This is a genomic window from uncultured Pseudoflavonifractor sp. (assembly GCA_904419835.1).
Taxonomy (GTDB): domain Bacteria; phylum Bacillota; class Clostridia; order Oscillospirales; family Oscillospiraceae; genus Pseudoflavonifractor.
The window spans coordinates 1-18294 of sequence record CAJFTA010000047.1; the positions used below are offsets into that span (position 1 = coordinate 1).

Here is an 18294-nt window from a genome sequence, read left to right on the forward strand (position 1 = left end):
CCATCCTCCCTCGTTCCAGCATCCCTCTCACCTCCTCCTCTATTTTACCTCGTATAAACGAAAAAGCCCAGCATTTGCTGGACTTTTTCGACAGACTGAGAGAAGCCCCCTTCCTCCGAAGGGGGCTTCTCTGTCAGGCGCTTGTGCGGGAACGCTTCTTGGCCTGGAAGGACTTGATGACCTTCAGGCGGGTGAACTCCTCCCGCTCCTTCTCCTCCAGCGCCTCGGTGATGAAGCGGATGGTGTCGTTGAAGCCGGGGATGACGATGTTCTTCAGGGCGTTGGCCCGCTTCTGTGTTTTCTTGATGGCGGTGGCCAGGCGGTAGATGGAGGTCTCCACCTCCGCCAGCTGGCGCACCAGCTCCTTCACCTTGTGGAACTTGAGGTAGCACTCGTCCAGCTCAGAGCTGGTGGAGGCGAAGCCGTACTCCGGCCGGACCGGGGCGGACCGGTCGGGGATATGGGGCAGCTCCACACCCATGACCGAGCGGTACTGCACCTCCAGGCTCTCGTCCACGTCCACGGCCTCGGCGATGCGGTCACAGATGCCCAGCTTGATGTTGGCGGTCTGGAGGGAGGCGTAGGCCTCGGTGAATACGGTGTCGATCTGCTCCTGGACCTCCTTGGCGGTCTCCATCAGGGACATCATCTCCCGGATGAGGATGTTCCGCTTCCGGTCCATCAGCTCATAGCCCGTCTGAGCCAGGGCCCGGGAGCGCTTGGTGGCCATCAGGTTGCCTTTGGTTGGTAGGACAGCGGCCATTTACGGGCCTCCTCTCAAGTTAGTTGAGCTTCCCGTCTCCGCCGGCGGATTCGGGGTTGAGAATGGTCTTGTAGGCGCCTTCTACATAGTGGGCCTCAATCATGGCGCTGCTCATACGGTCCAGCTCGCTCTTGGGCAGGATGCTCAGCAGCTTCCAGCCCAGGTCCAGGGTCTGGTCAATAGTGCGGTTGTCGCCCATGTCCTGGTTGATGAACAGGGCCTCAAAGGCCTTGCCGAACTCCAGATACTTCTTGTCGGTGTCGGACAGCTCGTCCTCGCCGATGACGCTGGCCAGGCTGCGGGCGTCCTGCACCTTGGAGTAGGACGCGAAGAGCTGGTTGGACACGTCGGGGTGGTCGTCCCGGGTGAAGCCCTTGCCGATGCCGTCCTTCATCAGGCGGGACAGGGAGGGAAGGATGGAGATGGGGGGATAGACGCCCTTCTGGTCCATGTCCCGGTTGAGCACGATCTGGCCCTCGGTGATGTAGCCGGTCAGGTCGGGGATGGGGTGGGTAATATCGTCGTTGGGCATGGTCAGGACGGGCACCTGGGTCACGGAACCGGGGCGGCCCTTGATCATGCCGGCCCGCTCGTAGAGGGAGGCCAGGTCGGAGTACAGGTAGGAGGGGAAGCCCTTACGGGAGGGAATCTCGCCCTTGGAGGAGGAGAACTCACGGACGGCCTCGCAGTAGGAGGTCATGTCGGTCATGATGACCAGCACGTGGTAGCCCAGGTCAAAGGCCAGATACTCGGCGGCAGTGAGGGCGCAGCGGGGGGTCAGGATACGCTCGATGATGGGGTCGGAGGCCAGGTTCATGAACATGACCACCCGCTGGAGGGCGCCTGCCTCCTCGAAGTTGCGGCGGAAGAACTCGGCGGTGTCGTTCTTGACGCCCATGGCGGCGAACACGATGGCGAACTCGCCGTCCTGATCGGCGACCCGGGCCTGACGGACGATCTGGGCCGCCAGCTCGTTGTGCTTCATGCCGGCGCCGGAGAAGATGGGAAGCTTCTGGCCCCGGATCAGGGTGGAGCAGCCGTCAATGGCGGAGATGCCGGTGTAGATGCAGGACCGGGGATACTGGCGGGACACCGGGTTGATGGCGGCGCCGTTGATGTTGCGGCGCTGCTCGGGGTAGAGCTCACCCAGGCCGTCAATGGGCCGGCCGGCGCCGTCGAAGATGCGGCCCAGCATCTCGTGGGAGAGGGCGATATCCATGGGCTTGCCGGTGAAGTGGGTGCGGGCGTTTTCCAGGGAGATACCCTTGGTGCCCTCAAAGACCTGGAGGATGGCCTTGTCGCCGTCGATGGTGATGACGCGGCCGTAGCGGCGCTCGCCGTTCTCCAGGGTGATCTCGGCCATCTCATCGTAGGCCACGTTCTCCACGCCCTGGAGGGCGATCAGAGAACCGGACAGCTCGGACAGGCCGATATATTCCATGCGCATAAAATCACCTCAAAAATCTCGTCTCAGCGGTTGGCCTTGTCCACGGTGTCCAGGGCCTCGTCCACCAGAGCGTCATACTCGGCGAACTTCTCCAATTGGTCGTTGGCAATTTCGTACTTGATCTTGGTCAGAGTCTCGAAAATGCCGGTGGCTCTGAGCTGAGAGAGCGGGATGGAGCGGGCGATGAGCGCCCTGGCGCCGTTGTACAGGCGCAGAATGACCTGCATCATCTTCAGCTGCTTCTCCAGGGGGACATAGGTATCAATGTCGTGATAGGCGTTCTGCTGCAGGAAGCCCACGCGGATGAGCTTTGCGGTCTCAATGACCAGCTTCTGGTCCTCGGGCAGAATATCCGCGCCGATCAGCTTGACAATCTCCATCAGGGAGGACTCCTCCTGGAGAAGGTTGGAGATCTTGTTGCGGCAGGGGACAAAGTCGGGGCTCACGTTGGCGTCGTACCAGGGCTTCAGGTCAGCGGCGTACTCCGAGTAAGAGGTCAGCCAGTTGATGGAGGGGAAGTGGCGGGCGTAGGCCAGGGCGCGGTCCAGGCCCCAGAAGGTGCGGACATAGCGCTTGGTGTTCTGGGTGACGGGCTCGGAGAAGTCGCCGCCCTGGGGGGACACGGCGCCGATGACGGTGACGCTGCCCTCCTTGCCCTCCAGGGTCTTTACGTAGCCGGCGCGCTCGTAGAACTCGGCCAGGCGGGAGGCCAGGTAGGCGGGGAAGCCCTCCTCGGCGGGCATCTCCTCCAGACGGCCGGAGATCTCACGCAGAGCCTCAGCCCAGCGGGAGGTGGAGTCGGCCATCAGGGCCACATGGTAGCCCATGTCGCGGTAGTACTCGGCGATGGTCATGCCGGTGTAGACCGACGCCTCACGGGCGGCCACGGGCATGTTGGAGGTGTTGGCAATCAGGATGGTGCGGTTCATCAGGGGCTGGTGACTCTTGGGGTCCAGCAGCTCGGAGAACTCCTCCAGGGCCTGGGTCATCTCGTTGCCGCGCTCGCCGCAGCCCAGGTAGACGATGATGTCGGCGTCAGACCACTTGGCCAGCTGGTGCTGGGTCATGGTCTTGCCGGCGCCGAAGGGGCCGGGGATGGCGGCCGCGCCGCCCTTGCCGATGGGGAAGAGGGTGTCGATAATGCGCTGGCCGGTAATAAGGGGGCGGGAGATGGGCAGGCGCTCGGCCATGGGCCGGGGGGTGCGGATGCGGCAGTCCTGGGACAGGCAGAGCTTAAACACCTTGCCGTACAGGTTGGTGACCTCCACCAGAACCTCGTTGACGTTATAGCTGCCATTGGGGAGAACCCGGGTCACCTTGCCCTCCACGCCGGCGGGGGCCAGGCAGCGGTGCTGGATGAGGGAGGTCTCCTGGCAATAGGCGTACTGCGTGCCGGGGTGGATGGCGTCGCCCACCTTGACGGTGACGGTGGTGTTCCACAGCTTCTCCTCGTCCAGGGCGGAGATGTTGATGCCGCGGGTGATGAAGGGGCCGGCCTTGTCCTGAATCACGTTCAGGGGGCGGGCGATGCCGTCGAAGATATTGCTCAGCAGGCCGGGGCCCAGCTTGACGGACATGGGTGCGCCGGTGGCGGTGACGGGCTGACCGGGGGCCAGACCGGCGGTGTCCTCGTAGACCTGCACGGTGGTCACACCGCCGCTCACGCCTACGACTTCGCCAATCAGACCCTCATTACCCACGTGCACCATGTCCATCATGGCCAGTCCCTGGCCGCCGACGACGGTGACAACAGGGCCGTTGACGCCCTTGATAACATATTGGCTCATAGTATCATCCTCACAACAAACAGGTAATCAGGGACCGGGGACGCGGTCTTACTCCTCGGTCAGATCGTCGGACAGGGACAGGCCGAAGATCTCGGCAAAGTGTCCGTTCAGCTCCTCCATGGCGGTGCCGAAGGTGGCGTCCACCCGGCGGCCCAGGGAGGCGGACACGGCGGTCAGGCCGCCCATCAGGATGGAGGGATCGGCCTGGAAGGACACCTTGACCCCGCCCAGAGCGGAAGCGATGGCGGCGGACTGGTCCATGTCCTCGGCCCGCAGGCGGATGACGATGTCATCGGCGCCCTTCAGGGTGTCCACGGCCTGGCAGGCCACCTCGGCCAGCCGCTTGCGGTAGGCGGGAGTGGCGCTGTACGCGACGATGCGGTCCCGCACCGCCTCAAAGACCTCACGGGCGATCTCCTCACGGCGGAGGTAGAGGGTCTTCTTGTTGTCCAGCATGTGGCGGGAGACCTTGCGGCCCTCCTCGCTGCGGATGCGGGACACCTCGGTGCGGATGTAGTGATAGGCCTCCGCCAGGATCTTGTCCTCAGCGGCGGAGTAGGAATTGTCGTGCTGGGCCTTAATCTCGCTGAGGAGCCGGTCGGTCTCGGCGGTGGCCTCAGCCAGAAGCGCGGACGTAAAGTGGTCCAGCTTTTTGTTCAGTTCAGACATGAGAGAAACCTCCTTTGGTTAAAAGAGGAGGACACAGGTCAAAGTTTGACCCCAATGGCCTCGCGGATATAACGGGTGATGGAGTCGGAGGCACGGCCGGTGCTGTGACGGTCCGGGATTTCTACCACCAGAGGGATATGGCAGCTCATCTTCAGGGGCTCCAGCAGGTCGGAGCACTTGGCCGCCAGATTCTCCGTCACCAGGAGGACGGCGATCTCAGGGTCGGCCGCGGCGTCCTGAATGGCCTTCCGGGCCTCGGGGATCTCCCGGACCACCACGCCCTCGATACCCGCCAGACGCAGGCCCACCTGGGTATCGGTGCTGTCAGTGATAACAAAATACTTCATACAGACCTCCATGCGCCTTTCGGCGCGCAGTCAGGAAATAAAACCTCCGGCGGATGGAGGACCCCGCCGCTGCCCGCCGGTGGGCGGACAGCGGCGGAAGCCGGGCCAGAGAGACTGTGCCGGCTCCCGCGCAGGGGAGGTTTTGGCCGGCGCCGCCCCGTGGGGCGGGCCGGCCAGGGGGGACAGTCGCCTGTCGTATTAGGTGAACAGGAGGAGCAGGGCCACAATCAGACCGTACAGGGCGACGCCTTCGGCCAGGCCGACGAAGATCAGGGCCTTACCAAAGGCCTTGTCGTTCTCGGAGATGGCGCCCAGAGCGGCGGAAGCGGAGGAAGCCACGGCGATGCCGCCGCCGATGCCGGACAGGCCCACGGCCAGGGCGGCGCCGATGTACTTCAGACCCATCATGATGCCGTTGGCAGAGGCGGCAGCGGCCTCAACGGACACGTCGGCAGCGCCGGCGGCGCCGCCGATGCCCACCACGGTGCACAGAACCAGGCAGCCGAAGAAGGAACAGACGTTGGCCATCAGAGCGCTCTTGGCGCGCTTGCCGGTGTACTTGCGCACGCCAATCAGGAACAGGGGGCAGAAAACGGCAAAAGTAGCCAGAAGAAGAACCAGGTATTTCATTGTTATAGACCTCCTAAAATCACTTGGAACCTATATTCAGCCCATGGGGCGGAATAAAAGATGCTTGTCCCTTCTGAGCGCCTGTCAGGCGGCGCTGCGGGACGTGTAATCAATGATCTTGGGCTCGTAAGCCACGCCGCCGTCATCATAGAAGCGGCCGAACAGCTCGTAGAACTCAAGACGGAGCACCTGAATGCCCACCAGCAGGCCCTCAAAGCCCATGACAAACAGGTTGCCCAGGATCATGACGATGATGCCGCCCGGGCTGGCCAGGCCGCCGGCCATGTTGGCCAGCATCTGGACTACCAGCATCAGTCCCACGTGGGTGATGGCGTAAGCGCCCACACGCATAAAGGACAGGGTGTTGGTGAGGAAGGACAGGCAGGTTTCAAACAGCTCGAAGAAGCCGGTGACAATCAGGCCGCCGATCTTGATCTCCTTCCACTCGGAGTTGCCCTCCAGCATGAGAGAGAGGGGCTCCTTGAAGAGGATGAGCAGCAGGGGCAGCACGATGACGGGCAGGATATAGGCGGGCACGAACAGGTTCACGCCGAAGAGCAGGGTGGACACGGCCGCGATGATGAGGCCCAGGTAGAACACCATGCCGGCCACACCGTTGGGCCCGAAGAGAATCTTCTCAAAGTTGTGCTGGCGGATGCCGTTGATGATGTTGAGCACCATGACAAAGGCCAGCATAATCACGCCCAGAATAATGGACATGACCAGCAGCAGGAGCACGTTGCTCACTTCGCCCATGCCGGAGAGCACACTCTCCTCCATGATCTTGAAGCCGGGCAGGATTTCCTCCATGCCGAACACGCTGCCGTAGATACAGCCGAATACCGCGCCGGACAGGCCGCAGCAGGTGATGATATTGCCCAGCCACATCTTCTTCCACTTGGCCAGCACAAAACCGATCAGCGCCAGGCACAGGCCCTGTCCCAGGTCGCCGAACATAATGCCGAAGAACAGGCAGTAGGTGATGGCCATAAAGACAGAGGGATCGATCTCGTTGTAGGCGGGCAGGCCGTACATCTCCAGGAAGGGCTGGAAGACCCGGCCCAGGAAGGAGTTCTTCAGCTTGGTGGGGGGCGTCATGTCGGGGATGTCGCCCGCGTTGTCCACCACGCAGGAGAGCCGGTCAAACTTACTCAGCTTGGCCTCGATCTCCGCCAGCTTGTCGCTGGGCACCCAGCCCATGAGGTAGAAGGTCTCACGGGAGTGGGCCGCGAAGCGGCGCATGTCGTATGCGTCGTTCATATAGCGCAGGTAGCAGTAGTCGGCCAGCAGCCGGTCGTGCTCGGCGGGCTTGAGGCCGAAGATATCCTGCTTGGCCTGCTCGGCGGCCTTCTCCGCGGCCTCCGCCTCGGCGGTCAGCTCGATGATGGCCTGATCGGCGGAGCCGTGGGCGTGGGTATCGATGTGAAGCCGGATGAAGTGGAGGGAATTGAAGAGGGCGTCCACCTTTTCGTGGGCGGCCTTGGTGGTGAAGTACACGCCGTAGACCAGCTTGGGCTCAATGCTGGTGGGGAAGAAGAGGATATTGTCGTCCCCATTGAGGGCCTGCTGGAAGCTGTCATAGGTCTCCCGGGGCAGGTAGCCGAACCGGAACCGGGAGAAGTCCAGGTCCCAGAGGTCCTCAAGGTTGACGGCGACGCCCTTGAGCTTTTCCAGCTGCAGCGCCAGATTGCGGCAGTTCTTGGCCTCCTGCAGGAGGTCCTCCCGCTTCTGGGTCAGGTCGTTGACCCGCTTCTCCAGGGTGTCGAAGTAATCGGCAAAACTGGCGGGATCGTCCCCCAGAGCGGAATCGAAGGGCTCGTACTCCAGGGGGATACCGGCCTCGTCCGCAACCTGTTCGGCCCGGCGGAGAAGGGCGGTATAGGGGTTGTTCAGCTCAAAGGGGCGAAGCCCTTTGACATCCTTCATGGTCTGAAGGGTGTTTTCCGGATGGAACTCCTGGTTGATGACGCACTCACGCACCACTGTGTCAAATTGATCCATGGGTCCCGCTATGGTGAGTAACTTCATCGGGATGACTGACAAACAGACCATCTCCCTTTTCTTTCAGATCTTTACAGGCGGGTTATTCGCCCACAAGACGGGCGAACTCCTCATCGTAATGGGCACCGTATTTGACCGACTCGATGACGTTCACCAGAGCCTTCAGTTCGGTGGACTTCACGTTCAGGTAGGAAACAGCGGTGTAGATGGAGGGAGGTCCGGAGACCAGCTGCCGCTTATTAAAGGTATAGAAGGAGCGGCGGTAGCAGTCCTCCACGCTGGCGACGTCCTGTGCGGTAAAGCGTCCGGCGTAAGGAGTGTCCTGCAGCACGGCGAATACCTGAGAGACGTCGGAAGCATCGCACATGGCCTTGATCTTCTCCGGCTTGAGCTTGTAGTTCATGGGGAAGAGGGCGGAGTAATACTGATCGTCGCCGGGGAAGTAGGCCTTGAGCCGGAGAATGTGGATGATGTTGAGCAGATCCACGCGCTCACCCATGCCCCGCAGCAGCAAGGATTTGGTCTCGCCGGTGTAGGACTTGTAGATGATGCGGTAGATATGGGAAAAGTAGGTGGAGCGGAGGAGGGCCTCCGTGGTGGTGTAATCGGGCAGCGCGTCCGGGTTGTCCGGCCGGATGTGGAGCAGAGGCTCGTAATAGATGCTGCCATGCACCGCGGCGAGAAGCCCGCCGTAGTCCTTGCAGGAGAGAAGGGCCTTCCGGTTCACCTTAAAGGGCAGGTCGGGCAGGGCGCGGATGCCTTCCCGGACCCGTCCGTGGGATTTGAGGCGGCGCAGCGTGCCCAAAATGGCCAGCAGCTCCGCCTGCCGCAGGGGAAATGCCACCAGATTCTTGTCGGGGCGGGGGATAAAGTGATTGAGTCCCTCGTACTCCCGCCAGATCTGAAGGCGAAGGGCGTCCTCCAGCTCCATACGGCCCACATAGCCGGAGGAATTCATGGCGGACAGAGCGGCGGACACTGCGGCAGACCAGCCGGGCTGGGTGCGCAGATAGTCCAGGATGCTCTGTTCATTGGGCAGGCCCGCCATATGCTCAAAGTCAGAAAAACGAAGGCGCTTGCCGTACAGCGCCTTTACCTTTGCGGCAAGAGCGCCGTATCGCATATAGCTGTCGATCATGTCGCGACCACTCCTTTCTGCGCCCGTGGGATAGGGGTGCGGGGCGCATCAGGAACGGCCGCCCACAATTTTGAGGAAGAGCGTGTCCACCCACTGGTCTTTGTTCTGCTGATAGGCCCGCTCCACCTTGTCCATGGCGTCCTTGAGGCGCTTGTCCAGCTTTGCGATATCCTCCTCAGCACCCTTCCGCTCGGCCTTTTCCACCACCTCAATCCGGTGCTTGGCCCGGGCGAAATAATCCTCCCGCATGCGGGAGATATCCCGCTCCAGGTCGGCGTCCAGAGACTGCTGCTTTTCCTGGGCCTCGCGGGCGATCTCCTGGGCAGTATGCTCCGCGGCGATGATCCTGCTGACCAGGTCAATATACTCAGTTTCCATAACTTATGCTGTCACCTCCACGTGCTTTTGCCGGAGTACAAAAGACACAATAATTAGCTATGCATCAAACGTTATCATAGCACTTCGGAACACGAATTTCCACTGGAAAATAGACAAAAATTTAGCCGTTCTGGTGAACGTATTTTCTCATTCTACAAATGGAAAGCAGGGCCAGGAAGAAATGGCTGGACAAGCTGGAAAATGTGTGAAAAAGGTCTTGCGGAGGCAGGGTTTGACCCCGGAACGGCCCGGGGAATAAGGAGCGGGGAAGCCCGGGAGGGCATCCCCGCGGCGAGAGAAAAAACAGCCGCCGCCCCTTGCGGCTTTGTGTCCAGCGCATTATAATATAGGAATATTAAGCGGAGAACGGCTCCGCGCCCGCCGCCGGCCGGCGGATAAAACAAAACGACAGGAGGAGATCTGCATGACCAAGCTGCTCCAGCTCTTGGAAGAGGACTGCACCCTTACCCATGAGCAGCTCGCCGCGATGGCAAACATGACGGTGGAGGAGGTCAAGGCCGCCGTTAAGAAATATGAAGAGGAAAAGGTCATTCTGGGCTACCAGGCCATTGTGGACTGGAACACCACCGACCGGGAGGATGTGACCGCCCTGATTGAGGTGAAGGTTATCCCCCAGCGGGAGGAGGGCTTTGACCGCATTGCAGAGCGCATCTACCAGTACGACGAGGTGGAGGCCCTGTACCTGATGAGCGGCGCCTTTGACTTCACTGTGATCATCTCGGGCCGCACCCTGCGGGAGGTGGCCTCCTTTGTCAGCGACCGGCTGGCCCCGCTGGAGGGCGTCACAAGCACGGCCACCCACTTCATTCTGAAAAAATACAAAGAGAAGCACCTGATCTTTGAAAAGCAGGCGCCGGGAGAAAGGGAGTTTATTTTCGTATGAATTACGAGCGGATTATGTCCCAGCGGATTCAGGAGGTCCAGCCCTCCGGCATCCGCCGGTTCTTCGACATTCTGGAGGAGATGAAGGACGCCATCTCCCTGGGCGTGGGCGAGCCCGACTTCGTCACCCCCTGGCACATCCGGGACGCGGGCATCTACTCTCTGGAGAAGGGCCGCACCCGCTACACCTCCAACGCGGGCCTGGCCGAGCTGCGGCGGGAGATCGCCTCCTACCTGGAGCGCCGCTTTGACCTGAAATACGACTTCGCCAGCCAGATCGTGGTGACCGTGGGCGGCAGCGAGGGCATTGACCTGGCGCTGCGCTGCCTGGTCAACCCGGGGGACGAGGTCATCATCCCCGTGCCCTCCTTTGTGTGCTACGGGCCCCTGACGGCCATGGCCGGGGGCACCCCCGTGCTGGTGGAAACCCGGGCGGAGGACGAGTTCCGCCTCACCCCCGAGCGGCTGAAGCAGGCCATCACCCCCAAAACCAAGGCCCTGGTGCTGCCCTTCCCCAACAACCCCACCGGCGCGGTGATGGAGCGGTCCGACCTGGAGGCGATTGCGGAGGTCCTGCGGGGCACCGACATTATGGTCATCTCCGACGAGATTTACTCTGAGCTGACCTACGGCATGCACCACACCTCCATTGCCAACATCCCCGACATGTACGAGCGGACCATTGTCATCAACGGCTTTTCCAAGAGCCACGCCATGACCGGCTGGCGCATGGGCTACGTCTGCGGCCCCAAAGAGATCATCAAGCAGCTGCTCAAGCTCCACCAGTTCGGCATCATGTCCGCCCCCACCGTCAGCCAGTACGCCGCCGTGGAGGCCATGCGCAACGGCGACCGGGACATTGAGCGCATGCGGGACGAGTACGACGGCCGCCGCCGCTACCTGGTGGAGGGCCTGCGCCGCATCGGGCTGCCCTGCTTCGAGCCCAAGGGGGCCTTCTACGTGTTCCCTGACATCCGGGGCACCGGCCTGAGCTCCGACAAGTTCTGCGAGCGGTTCCTGATGGAGGAGAAGGTGGCCGTCATCTCCGGCACCGCCTTTGGCCCCGGCGGCGAGGGCTTCATCCGCTGCTGCTACGCCACGTCCATGAAGGACATCGCCGAGGCACTGACCCGCATGGACAACTTCCTCACCAACCTGCGCAAGAAGCAGGCCCGCGCCGCCGGGAACTGAGCGCTTCATCTATCAACGCCGAGAAAGGGGACGCAGAGATGTACATTACCTGTCTGGATATGGAGGGTGTGCTGGTACCGGAGATCTGGATCGCCTTTGCCGAGGCCAGCGGCATCCCTGAGCTCAAGCGCACCACCCGGGACGAGCCCGACTACGACAAGCTGATGCACTGGCGTCTGGGCGTGCTGAAGGAGCACGGCCTGGGCCTGAAGGAGATTCAGGAGACCATCGCCGCCATCGACCCGCTGCCCGGCGCGAAGGAGTTCCTGGATGAGCTGCGCAGCTTCACCCAGGTGATCATCCTCAGCGACACCTTTGAGCAGTTCGCCCAGCCCCTGATGAAGAAGCTGGGGTGGCCCACCCTGTTCTGCAACACACTGGAGGTGGCCCCCGACGGCATGATCACCGGTTTTCGGATGCGCTGTCCCCAGTCCAAGCTGACCACCGTCAAGGCCCTCCAGTCCATCGGCTATGACACCATCGCCGCCGGCGACAGCTTCAACGACCTGGGCATGATCCAGGCCGGCAAGGCCGGGTTCCTGTTCCGCAGCACGGAGCAGATCAAAGCCGACTACCCCCAGATCCCAGCCTATGAGGCCTTTGGAGACCTGCTTGCGGCCATCCGCGCCGCCATGGACTGACCGGCGGGAGCGAGAGCGGAAAGCGAGTGAGAAACATGGATAAACGCTTTGACGGACTGCCCTTCTCCCCGGCTGATATCCTCCTGCCCCAGAACTGCGACTATTCCAGGTGGTCGGTGGCCCCCTGCGACCAGTATACCTCCCAGCCGGAGTACTGGCAGCGGGTGGAGGAGTATGTGGGTGCCGCCCCCTCCGCCCTGCGGCTCATTTTGCCTGAGAGCTGCCTGGAGGGGCCGGATGTGGAGACCGACATCATGGATGTGAACAACACCATGACCCGCTACCTGCGGGAGGGGCGGTTCCGCACCCTGCCGGACGCCATGATCTACGTGGAGCGCACCCTGTCCGGCGGGCGGGTGCGCCGGGGGCTGCTGGGCATGGCGGATCTGGAGCAGTACGACTATGAGCCGGGCTCCGGCACCCTGATCCGGGGCACCGAGGGCACGGTGCTCAGCCGCATTCCGCCCCGGGTGGCGGTGCGGAAGAACGCCCCCATCGAGCTGCCCCACGCCATGCTCCTGGCCGACGACCCGGACCGCACCATCATGGACCCACTCACCGCCGCCAAGGATACCATGGAGGTGCTCTACGACTTCGAACTGATGGAGCAGGGCGGCCGCCTGAAGGGCTGGCTGCTGGGGGAGGACGAGAAGACCGCCGTGGCCTCCGCCCTGCGGGCCCTGGCCGATCCGGCGGTGTTCCGGCTGCGGTACGGCAGCGGCAGCGGCGCGCCGCTGCTCTTCGCCGTGGGAGATGGCAACCACTCTCTGGCCACCGCCAAGGAGTGCTACGAGCGGCAGAAGCGGCTTACGCCCCCGGAGCGCTGGGCAGAGCTGCCCGCCCGGTATGCCCTGTGCGAGGTGGTAAACCTCCATGATCAGTCTCTGGAGTTCAGCCCCATCCACCGGGTGCTCTTCGGCGTGGAGCCGGAGGACGTGATTCGCCAGCTCCTCTCCGCCTTCCCGGGGGCCCACCTGGGGCCGGGGGAGGGGCATGTGCTGGCCTTTGTCCACCGGGACGGCGCGGGCGTGGTGACCGTGCCCCATCCCGCCTCCCGCCTGCCTGTTGGGACCCTCCAGCCCTTCCTGGACGACTACGCCATCGCCCACCGCTGCCGCATGGACTACATCCACGGCGCGGACGTGGCCCGAACGCTGGCCGCCCAGCCGGGAAACCTGGCCTTCCTGCTGTCCGCCATGGACAAGGAGCGGCTGTTCTCCATCATCCTGCACGACGGGGTGCTGCCCCGCAAGACCTTCTCTATGGGGGAGGCCAACGAGAAGCGCTTCTATCTGGAGGCGCGGAAAATCAGATAGAGACAGAAGATAAGAGGGGCGCGGGCGGCCTGCCGTCCGCGCCCTCTGCTGGAGGAGACCTGTATGGCCACAATGGAAGTGAGCGCCTTTGCCAAGCTGAATCTGACCCTGGACGTGCTGGGAACCCGGCCGGACGGATACCATGAGCTGCGGATGGTGATGCAGTCCGTGTCCCTCCATGACACCATCACCCTGGAGACGGGCACCGGCCGGGGGCTGACGGTGGAGACCGACAGGGAGTTTCTCCCCACCGATGAGCGGAACCTGGCCGCCGCCGCCGCCCTGCGATTCTGCGAGGCCACCGGTACGGACCTGGGCGGGCTGACCCTGCGGATTGAAAAGCGCATCCCTGTGTGCGCCGGCATGGCGGGGGGCAGCACCGACGCAGCCGCGGTGCTCCGGGCGCTGAATGAGATGACAGGGGTCAACCTCCCCGTCGAGCGGCTGGCGGAGATTGGCCAGCGGGTGGGGTCCGACGTGCCCTACTGCGTCCTGGGCGGCACCGCCCTGGCCGAGGGCCGGGGAGAGCGGATCACCCCCCTGCCGCCGCTGCCCAAGTGTTACGTGGTGCTGTGCAAGCCCCCGTTTCCGGTGTCCACCCCTGAGCTCTTCGGCCGTATCGACAGCGTAAAGCTCCGCTGCCGTCCCGACACGGCGGGCATGCTGGAGGCCCTGGCGCACCGGGACCTGGAGGGGGCGGCCCGGCGGCTGTATAACGTGTTTGAGGACGTGCTCCCTGAGCGGAAGGCCGCCGAGATTGCCTCCATCCGCAACGCCCTCATCCAGTTCGGCGCCCTGGGCGCCTGCATGAGCGGCACCGGGCCGACGGTGTTCGGCCTCTTCCGCGACCCCGCCGCCGCCCACGGGGCCTGGGAGGAGCTGTCGGCGTCCTACCGGGATACCTTCCTGACCCAGGTCATATAAAGGATATCAAAAGGAGACCTGCCGCTTCCAAACGGCAGGTCTCCTTTTGTATGCTTATGTTCCGCTGACCGCCCGGTTGATGGCGGACAGGATGCCTTTGAGGGGGGCCAGGTTGATGTTGTGGGAGATGCCCACGCCGAAGTGGTCCCTGCCCTCCTGGTCCCGCAGCTGGATATAGGCCACGGCCATGGAGTCGGAGCCGTCGGAGATGGCGTGCTCCTTGTAGTCCACAAAGGTGAAGCGGTCCATCTTCTGGCCGTGGATGGCGTTAAAGAAGGCGTCGATGGGGCCGTTGCCTGAGCCGTTGACCTGGAAGGCGGCGTCATGGTGGCGGATGGTGCCCGCGAAGGTGACGTGGGAGTGGCCCTCCTCGTCGGTGAACTCGGCGAAGGAGTGGCGCACCAGCTGGTAGGGCTGGGTGGCGTCGATATAGTTCTCCTTGAACAGCTCGTAAATCCGCTCCGGCTTGAGCTCGGTGCCCACCCGGTCGGTCTCCACCTGGACAATGTGGCCGAACTCGGGGTGCATGGCCTTGGGCAGGTCGAAGCCGAAGTTGTGGTGCATGACGTAGGCGGCGCCGCCCTTGCCCGACTGGGAGTTGATGCGGATGATGGGCTCGTACTGCCGGCCCACGTCGGCGGGGTCGATGGGCAGATAGGGGATCTCCCAGTACTCGCTGCCGCTCTCCTCCATGTAGGCGGTGCCCTTGTTGATGGCGTCCTGGTGGGAACCGGAGAAGGCGGTGAACACCAGCTCGCCGGCGTAGGGCTGCCGCTCGCCCACCTTCATCTTGGTGCACCGCTCGTACATGGACTTGATTTTGTTGATGTCGGAGAAGTCCAGCTCCGGGTCCACGCCCTGGGTATGCATGTTCAGGGCCAGGGTGACCATGTCCACGTTGCCTGTGCGCTCGCCGTTGCCGAACAGGGTGGCCTCAATCCGCTCCGCGCCGGCCAGCAGGCCCATTTCGGCGGTGGCCACGCCGCAGCCCCGGTCGTTGTGGGGGTGGAGGGAGATGATGGCGCTGTCCCGGCTGGGCAGCTTGGAGATGAAGTACTCCAGCTCGTCGGCGAAGTAGTTGGGCATGCAGTTCTCCACCGTGGTGGGCAGGTTGAGGATGATCTTCTTCTCCGGCGTGGCGTGGATGGCCTCGATGACCGCCTGGCAGATCTCCACGGCGTAGTCCATCTCGGTGCCCATGAAGGACTCGGGGGAGTACTCGTACCGCAGGTCCATGCCCTCGGCGATAACGGGCTGGGACAGCTCGTAGATAAGCTTGGCGGCGTCGGTGGCGATCTTGGTGATGCCGTCCATGTCCATGTGGAACACCACCTTGCGCTGAAGGGTGGAGGTGGAGTTGTAGAAGTGGAGGATGACGTGCTTGGCGCCCCGGATGGCCTCAAAGGTCTTCTGGATGAGATGGGGCCGGGCCTGGACCAGCACCTGGATGGTCACGTCGTCGGGGATGTGGCCCCCCTCGATGAGCTCCCGGCAGATCTCGTATTCCGTCTCGCTGGCGGAGGGGAAGCCGATTTCAATCTCCTTCACGCCGATGTCCACCAGAGTGTGGAAGTACTCCAGCTTCTCCTGGAGGTTCATGGGGTCCACCAGGGCCTGGTTGCCGTCCCGCAGGTCCACCGAGCACCAGATGGGGGCCTTGGTGATCTGCTTGTCGGGCCAGGCGCGGCGCTCCATCTTCAGGGGGACGAAGGGGATGTACTTTTCATAGGCTTTTTTCATGACAGTGACCTCCTTTGAACGTGCGGCCAGGGGACGAAAAACGCCCCTGACCTAAAACAATTAGGTCAGGGGCGTAGAATACGCGGTACCACCCTGCTTCCGCCAGCCGTCTCCGGCGGGCGCTCATTGGCCTCCAACAAGGCCGTGGCCGGTAACGGGGCCAGACGTTCCGCCCTACTGTGGTTCGGGCGGACGGCTCAGGGACCAGTATTCGCGCGGCGCCCTCGCACCGGCTCGCACCAACCGCCGGCTCTCTGAGCGGGACCTGCCGCGCCTTCTTCCCTTCCTCGCCTTTTGCAATGTGATTGCATCTATTTTAGCGTAAGAAAGGACATTTGTCAATAGGGCGTTCAGGAGCACAGGGCCTACAGCGTTCAGGAGCACAGGGCCTGGCGTTCAGGAGCACAGGGCCTGGCGGAAGAGTACCGAGGGCATGGGCGTGCCGGAGAGGACCATCTCGCTCATTCGCTCCCGGGTGGCAGGGGAGAGACAGCACAGACACCGGTCGGCATCCAGTCGGGCGGTCTCGCCGTCCACTCCCAGGTGCTCCCGGAGATAGGCCTCCAGCAGAATCCGGTCGGTGTAGAGCCTGTTGGCGGCGCGCAGGCCGGCGGGAGTGAGGCGGACCCGGCCGTAGCGCCGCCGCTCAATCATGCCCTCCCGGTCCAGAATGCCCAGCATATGGGCCACGCTGGAGGCGGCCACGTTCAGCCGCCGGGACACGTCCACCGAGCGCACGGCATCCAGGCCGCCCCCCAGCTCATAGATGGTGAGCAGGTAGCGGCACGCGGTCTGGGAGAGTTCCACGGCTTCCGGCACCTCCTTCCTCAGCCCGCCAGCGCCCGGCCCAGCGCCCGGCAGCTGGCCAGAGCGTCCTCGTCCGGCGCCTCATTGCAGATAAGGCCCTCGCTGCCCTGGAGGACGGCGCCGGCGGCGTCGGCGCGGTCGTACCAGTCCCGCATCCACTGGCCGTCGCCCCAGCCGTAGGAGCCGAAGAGAGCCACGCGCTTGCCGGACAGGCTGGCCGACAGCGCCTCAAAGAAGGGCTCAAACTCCCCCTCCTCCAGCACCTCGGCGCCCATGGCGGGGCAGCCAAGGGCCAGGCGGTCATACCCGGCGGCGTCGGCGGCGGAAATCTGGTCTACGGAGAAGAGGGACGCATCGGCCCCGGCCTCCCGGGCCCCCTCTACCACGGCCTGGGCCATGGCCTCGGTGTTGCCCGTACCGCTCCAATAGATGACTGCAAGCTTGCTCATAACAAAAACCTCCTTAAATTTTGAGAGAACGTTCAAGTCTTACGCCGCCGGGCGCTCCGCCGCGCCCAGCAGGTCCAGCAGGGAGCGCCCCCGCTCCAGCCGGCTGCATAGGGCGGAGCGGCAGAGGGCGAACTTGCGGAACTGCCGCATGGCCCCCTCCACGTCCTGATAGACCTTCCACTCGCCGCACAGCCGGCAGCCGCTGCCGCCGTGGGTCATAAAGCCCACCACGTCCTCGGGGGGATACCCCAGGAACAGGCCCAGCTCGTGGGGGAAGCCCCCGCCCGCGGCAATCCGGCCGCTGAGACAGCGGAGGAGGGCAGCGGGGGAGGCCCCGGCGGGGTAGCCCGCCTCCTCCAGCAGCCCGGACACCCGGGGAGAGCGGAGGCACCGCTCCAGCAGCTCGGGCCGGTAGACCAGAAGGAGAAAGCGGCGGCGGCACCGGCACAGCACCTCCATCCGAATGCCCCGGTTCTCCAGCCGCCGGGAGTAGGCCACGGCCAGCCGGGGCAGGGCGGGATACTCGGCTGCCGGCAGGGAGATGAGGCAGGCGGGCTTGAGCCCCACCAGGGCCGGGGCGCAGTGGTAGGCCACGGAGCGCTCAAATTGCGCGTGCATCATTGCGGGTTCCTCCTTAATGGTTAGTTAAAACTAACCATTGGTGAAATAAAAAATGGCTGGAATGCCTAATGGTTAGTTAAAACTAACTGAATATAGAGTACCACATTCAGAAATGCCTGTCAATCCTCTTTTTGAAACCGTAACTCCCTGCCTTTAACGGGTTTCCGCCGCCGGGAATGCTGCTTTATAATTTATAAAATCAGGCGGGAGAGACAGCCGGGGAGAGGCGGCCGGAAGAGTGCCACAAAGCGATCGTGCAAAAACGGCTTTTTGGATAAAAAATAAGCAGAATCTGGCCTTGCTTAAATGGGCGGCAGAGACTAGAATAGAGACGAAAGAACGGCCCGGAAGGGCAGGGATTGACTACAATGAAAAAGGAGAAATGTGCCATGATTCGGATTTACGCGGCGGAAAACTATGAGGAGATGAGCGAGAAGGCGGCGCGCATCATCGCGGCGCAGGTGATTGTAAAGCCGGAGTGCGTGCTGGGCCTGGCCACGGGGTCCTCCCCGGTGGGCACCTACCAGCGGCTGGTGGAGCGG

18 protein-coding genes, 1 pseudogene and 1 other annotated feature are annotated in these 18294 nt (G+C 63.1%); of the genes and pseudogenes, 6 read left to right on the top strand and 13 right to left on the bottom strand.

The genetic code is table 11. The annotated features are described in order from the left end of the window. Nucleotides 1–133 precede the first annotated feature (133 nt). The 9 genes from QZY67_RS08830 to QZY67_RS08870 form a co-directional block, all read right to left on the bottom strand. Nucleotides 134–763 carry a V-type ATP synthase subunit D gene (locus QZY67_RS08830; RefSeq protein WP_295369766.1) on the bottom strand — a complete coding sequence of 210 codons (630 nt, stop codon included), beginning with the start codon at nt 761–763 and terminating at the stop codon, nt 134–136. A 19-nt stretch (nt 764–782) separates the two neighbouring features. Further along, nucleotides 783–2210, bottom strand: a complete 1428-nt coding sequence (locus QZY67_RS08835; RefSeq protein ID WP_294536851.1) for a V-type ATP synthase subunit B — start codon at nt 2208–2210, stop codon at nt 783–785. A 23-nt stretch (nt 2211–2233) separates the two neighbouring features. Continuing rightward, nucleotides 2234–3997 (bottom strand): V-type ATP synthase subunit A, encoded by a 1764-nt coding sequence (locus QZY67_RS08840; protein WP_295369767.1) that lies wholly within the window; start codon nt 3995–3997, stop codon nt 2234–2236. A 48-nt stretch (nt 3998–4045) separates the two neighbouring features. Then, the gene (locus QZY67_RS08845; protein ID WP_295369768.1) at nt 4046–4666 is read right to left on the bottom strand and encodes a V-type ATP synthase subunit E family protein; all 621 of its coding nucleotides are present in this window, start codon (nt 4664–4666) and stop codon (nt 4046–4048) included. A 38-nt stretch (nt 4667–4704) separates the two neighbouring features. Continuing rightward, nucleotides 4705–5013 carry a V-type ATP synthase subunit F gene (locus QZY67_RS08850; protein ID WP_294536843.1) on the bottom strand — a complete coding sequence of 103 codons (309 nt, stop codon included), beginning with the start codon at nt 5011–5013 and terminating at the stop codon, nt 4705–4707. A gap of 198 nt (nt 5014–5211) precedes the next feature. Further along, nucleotides 5212–5643 carry an ATP synthase subunit C gene (locus QZY67_RS08855; protein ID WP_294536840.1) on the bottom strand — a complete coding sequence of 144 codons (432 nt, stop codon included), beginning with the start codon at nt 5641–5643 and terminating at the stop codon, nt 5212–5214. A gap of 84 nt (nt 5644–5727) precedes the next feature. Then, nucleotides 5728–7644, bottom strand: a complete 1917-nt coding sequence (locus QZY67_RS08860) for a V-type ATPase 116kDa subunit family protein (protein ID WP_295369769.1) — start codon at nt 7642–7644, stop codon at nt 5728–5730. A gap of 82 nt (nt 7645–7726) precedes the next feature. After that, the gene (locus QZY67_RS08865; RefSeq protein ID WP_294536587.1) at nt 7727–8782 is read right to left on the bottom strand and encodes a V-type ATPase subunit; all 1056 of its coding nucleotides are present in this window, start codon (nt 8780–8782) and stop codon (nt 7727–7729) included. A 48-nt stretch (nt 8783–8830) separates the two neighbouring features. Then, nucleotides 8831–9160, bottom strand: a complete 330-nt coding sequence (locus tag QZY67_RS08870; protein WP_294536586.1) for a hypothetical protein — start codon at nt 9158–9160, stop codon at nt 8831–8833. 424 nt (nt 9161–9584) lie between these two features. Here QZY67_RS08870 and QZY67_RS08875 point away from each other — a divergent pair, with 424 nt between their 5' ends. The 5 genes from QZY67_RS08875 (at nt 9585) to ispE (ending at nt 14135) form a co-directional block, all read left to right on the top strand. Next, on the top strand, nt 9585–10064 hold the full coding sequence (locus tag QZY67_RS08875; RefSeq protein ID WP_295369770.1) for an Lrp/AsnC family transcriptional regulator: 480 nt from the start codon (nt 9585–9587) through the stop codon (nt 10062–10064). Then, nucleotides 10061–11254 (top strand): aminotransferase class I/II-fold pyridoxal phosphate-dependent enzyme, encoded by a 1194-nt coding sequence (locus QZY67_RS08880; protein ID WP_295369771.1) that lies wholly within the window; start codon nt 10061–10063, stop codon nt 11252–11254. Before QZY67_RS08875 ends, QZY67_RS08880 begins: the two co-directional genes overlap by 4 nt. Before the next feature lie 38 nt (nt 11255–11292). Next, the gene (thrH, locus tag QZY67_RS08885) at nt 11293–11895 is read left to right on the top strand and encodes a bifunctional phosphoserine phosphatase/homoserine phosphotransferase ThrH (protein ID WP_295369772.1); all 603 of its coding nucleotides are present in this window, start codon (nt 11293–11295) and stop codon (nt 11893–11895) included. Nucleotides 11896–11930: 35 nt separating this feature from the next. Next, the gene (locus tag QZY67_RS08890; RefSeq protein ID WP_295369773.1) at nt 11931–13211 is read left to right on the top strand and encodes a DUF1015 domain-containing protein; all 1281 of its coding nucleotides are present in this window, start codon (nt 11931–11933) and stop codon (nt 13209–13211) included. A gap of 63 nt (nt 13212–13274) precedes the next feature. Further along, complete coding sequence (gene ispE, locus QZY67_RS08895) at nt 13275–14135, top strand: 4-(cytidine 5'-diphospho)-2-C-methyl-D-erythritol kinase (protein ID WP_295369774.1); 861 nt, start codon at nt 13275–13277, stop codon at nt 14133–14135. Between the two features lie 54 nt (nt 14136–14189). Here the strand turns inward: ispE and leuA are convergent, their stop codons facing one another. From leuA to QZY67_RS08915, 4 genes are all read right to left on the bottom strand, one after another. Continuing rightward, complete coding sequence (leuA, locus tag QZY67_RS08900; RefSeq protein ID WP_295369775.1) at nt 14190–15875, bottom strand: 2-isopropylmalate synthase; 1686 nt, start codon at nt 15873–15875, stop codon at nt 14190–14192. Between the two features lie 64 nt (nt 15876–15939). Beyond that, nucleotides 15940–16172 (bottom strand) — a binding site (T-box leader). A gap of 99 nt (nt 16173–16271) precedes the next feature. Continuing rightward, nucleotides 16272–16682, bottom strand: a complete 411-nt coding sequence (locus QZY67_RS08905; RefSeq protein ID WP_294537038.1) for a metal-dependent transcriptional regulator — start codon at nt 16680–16682, stop codon at nt 16272–16274. A gap of 20 nt (nt 16683–16702) precedes the next feature. Further along, nucleotides 16703–17131 (bottom strand): flavodoxin, encoded by a 429-nt coding sequence (locus tag QZY67_RS08910; RefSeq protein ID WP_295369776.1) that lies wholly within the window; start codon nt 17129–17131, stop codon nt 16703–16705. A 39-nt stretch (nt 17132–17170) separates the two neighbouring features. Beyond that, nucleotides 17171–17752, bottom strand: coding sequence for a DUF3793 family protein (locus tag QZY67_RS08915; protein WP_295369777.1), 582 nt, complete (start codon nt 17750–17752; stop codon nt 17171–17173). Nucleotides 17753–18144: 392 nt separating this feature from the next. Here QZY67_RS08915 and QZY67_RS08920 point away from each other — a divergent pair. Continuing rightward, nucleotides 18145–18294 (top strand): annotated as a pseudogene (locus QZY67_RS08920) (glucosamine-6-phosphate deaminase); the annotation flags it as partial.

Bases quoted from the DNA above. Each gene is read 5' to 3' on its own strand.
- QZY67_RS08830 (WP_295369766.1), bottom strand. From the start codon at position 763: ATGGCCGCTGTCCTACCAACCAAAGGCAACCTGATGGCCACCAAGCGC.
- QZY67_RS08835 (WP_294536851.1), bottom strand. From the start codon at position 2,210: ATGCGCATGGAATATATCGGCCTGTCCGAGCTGTCCGGTTCTCTGATC.
- QZY67_RS08840 (WP_295369767.1), bottom strand. From the start codon at position 3,997: ATGAGCCAATATGTTATCAAGGGCGTCAACGGCCCTGTTGTCACCGTC.
- QZY67_RS08845 (WP_295369768.1), bottom strand. From the start codon at position 4,666: ATGTCTGAACTGAACAAAAAGCTGGACCACTTTACGTCCGCGCTTCTG.
- QZY67_RS08850 (WP_294536843.1), bottom strand. From the start codon at position 5,013: ATGAAGTATTTTGTTATCACTGACAGCACCGATACCCAGGTGGGCCTG.
- QZY67_RS08855 (WP_294536840.1), bottom strand. From the start codon at position 5,643: ATGAAATACCTGGTTCTTCTTCTGGCTACTTTTGCCGTTTTCTGCCCC.
- QZY67_RS08860 (WP_295369769.1), bottom strand. From the start codon at position 7,644: ATGGATCAATTTGACACAGTGGTGCGTGAGTGCGTCATCAACCAGGAG.
- QZY67_RS08865 (WP_294536587.1), bottom strand. From the start codon at position 8,782: ATGATCGACAGCTATATGCGATACGGCGCTCTTGCCGCAAAGGTAAAG.
- QZY67_RS08870 (WP_294536586.1), bottom strand. From the start codon at position 9,160: ATGGAAACTGAGTATATTGACCTGGTCAGCAGGATCATCGCCGCGGAG.
- QZY67_RS08875 (WP_295369770.1), top strand. From the start codon at position 9,585: ATGACCAAGCTGCTCCAGCTCTTGGAAGAGGACTGCACCCTTACCCAT.
- QZY67_RS08880 (WP_295369771.1), top strand. From the start codon at position 10,061: ATGAATTACGAGCGGATTATGTCCCAGCGGATTCAGGAGGTCCAGCCC.
- thrH (WP_295369772.1), top strand. From the start codon at position 11,293: ATGTACATTACCTGTCTGGATATGGAGGGTGTGCTGGTACCGGAGATC.
- QZY67_RS08890 (WP_295369773.1), top strand. From the start codon at position 11,931: ATGGATAAACGCTTTGACGGACTGCCCTTCTCCCCGGCTGATATCCTC.
- ispE (WP_295369774.1), top strand. From the start codon at position 13,275: ATGGCCACAATGGAAGTGAGCGCCTTTGCCAAGCTGAATCTGACCCTG.
- leuA (WP_295369775.1), bottom strand. From the start codon at position 15,875: ATGAAAAAAGCCTATGAAAAGTACATCCCCTTCGTCCCCCTGAAGATG.
- QZY67_RS08910 (WP_295369776.1), bottom strand. From the start codon at position 17,131: ATGAGCAAGCTTGCAGTCATCTATTGGAGCGGTACGGGCAACACCGAG.
- QZY67_RS08915 (WP_295369777.1), bottom strand. From the start codon at position 17,752: ATGATGCACGCGCAATTTGAGCGCTCCGTGGCCTACCACTGCGCCCCG.